We start from the raw sequence: 1,888 nt of genomic DNA, 5'->3' as shown, positions 1-1,888 counted from the left end.
CCCGCCGCCGAGCCGGCTGCAGCTGCGGCGGCGCCGCTGACGGCTCCGGCGGCCGCGGCGCCGGCACCTTCTTCCGCCGGGATTTGCGGTTCGGCTTCGTCCCCGCGGGCCGAACGGCCCTCGCCCGACTTCGCCTGCGCGCTTCCCTTTTTGCCGCCGGAAGCGGACTTGCCCCCGCCCCCGGTCTGACGGCGTCCCAGCATGATGCCGGCCACCAGGAACAGGCCGAGGCCCAGCGCCATGGACCCCAGTGCAACCAGCACCGGCGGTCGGGTCAGCTGTTCGCTCAGCGGCACCTCGTCGGGGCCCGGCCGGCTTTCCACCTCGACCAGCCGTTCCTCGACTTCGACCAGGCGGTCGCGCAGCTGATCACGCTCGGTGCGCAGGGTGTCCAGGTCCTGTTCCATCTGCTGGCGCAGTTCTTCGGCCGCGGCGTCGGTCCCCGCATCCAGACGCTCCGACTCCAGCAGGAACCGCAGCTCTTCCACGGCCTCGCGCAATTCGTCGATCTCGGCATCGCGCGAGGCCAGACGTTCTTCGATCGCGGCACGCGACATGCCTTCGCGGCCCTCGTCCACCGCTTCGAAGCGGTCCTCCACACGCACGGCGCCCGGGTCCCAGTTCTCAATGTGACGCAGGACCTCGGCGCGGGCACTGTCCCGGTCACGCCGGGCGAACGCCGACTCCGGCGGCCGCTCCAGTACCGTCCCGGCCCGGAGCGTATTCACGTTCTGTTCGGCGAAGGCCTCGGGATTGGCCTCGAGGAAGGCGAGCATGGCTTCGTTGACCGACACGCCCGGGGGCAGATCAAAGGTCTGCACGATGCTGTACAGGGTGTCGCCGCGCTGCACCTCGTGGGTCGGTCGGTCGGGCGATTCGGCCAGCACGGGCGTCACGCCTGCGGCGACCAGACCGAGCGCCAGGGTCAGGCCGCGCACGGTGCCCGCCAGTCCGGAGCCATTGCGGCTGTGTTCCACCCGTCGATCCAAACCTGAACCCTCTGTTGAAATCCGCTGGCCACGAAGCGTGGCCTCGAGGAGGGTAACGGCCCGTGCAAGCCGTGCTGAAGCCCCCGGCCGGCAGGGTGCAAGCCGACACCGTTTGACTCACAATCCCGGCTTGCGAACAAAAACATGCTGGAGGAGAAGATGCAGAAACGTTTTGCCCCCGGACTGGCCCTGGCCGGCCTGTTCACCCTGGGCCTTGCCGGGCCTGCTTCGGCGCTGGAAGTCGGCATCACCCCGGACCTGCAGTCGCTGGAGGTCCCGCACGGTGACGAGACCGTCACCATCCAGCGCATCCAGGACACCGAGAACCGGCTGGACAACGAATTCGCGAAGACCTCGCGCCCCTGCCCGCCGTTCTGCGTCCAGCCCATGGACCTGGGCCGTGGCGTGGAAACCCTCGGCGAGGCGGAGTTCCTCGAGTATCTCGGCCAGCTCGGCGAGCGCGACGACCTGCTGATCATCGATTCGCGCGGCCCCGACTCCTACGCCCGCGGCACCATCCCCGGGGCCATCAACATCCCGTGGCAGGAGCTGAACATCGACGGCGACGCCGAGCCCGCGGACGTACGCGACATCATGCTCGACAAGTTCAGCGTGATGGATCACTGGGATCTGCTGGACTTCTCCAACGCGAAGACCCTGGTGCTGTTCTGCAACGGCCCGTGGTGCGGCCAGTCGCCCACCAACATCCGCACGCTGACCAACCTCGGGTACCCGGGCCACAAGATCAAGTGGTACCGCGGCGGCATGCAGATGTGGCACACCCTGGGCCTGACGACCGTCGAAGGCCGGTAGGAGATTCTATGTCTGCGTGCAAGGGTTCGGGGGTCGGTAGTCGGTCTGGTTTTTCATGAGGGCGAAGGCGACGCGGGCGAGTTTGC

Annotated in this window: 2 protein-coding genes; one reads left to right on the top strand and one right to left on the bottom strand. The window is 68.2% G+C overall.

Annotation, left to right across the window (positions count from 1 at the left end; translation table 11 throughout):
• On the bottom strand, positions 1 to 977 hold a 977-nt coding region (locus F787_RS0113990), incomplete at its 3' end, for a FimV/HubP family polar landmark protein (protein WP_028492585.1).
• A gap of 171 nt (positions 978 to 1,148) precedes the next feature.
• On the opposite strand from F787_RS0113990, the gene F787_RS0113985 reads away from it, so the two are divergent.
• Entirely contained in the window at positions 1,149 to 1,802 is a 654-nt protein-coding gene (locus F787_RS0113985) for a rhodanese-like domain-containing protein (RefSeq protein WP_196801940.1), read from the top strand.
• Positions 1,803 to 1,888: the final 86 nt, after the last annotated feature.

Origin of the sequence: Thioalkalivibrio sp. ALE19 (genome assembly GCF_000428605.1) — a bacterium.
GTDB lineage: Bacteria > Pseudomonadota > Gammaproteobacteria > Ectothiorhodospirales > Ectothiorhodospiraceae > Thioalkalivibrio.
Note: the sequence above shows the minus strand (reverse complement) of the source record. Positions and strands in the feature narration are given on the sequence as shown.

Coding starts and splice junctions, on each gene's coding strand:
- F787_RS0113985 (WP_196801940.1), top strand. CDS start 1,149: ATGCAGAAACGTTTTGCCCCCGGACTGGCCCTGGCCGGCCTGTTCACC.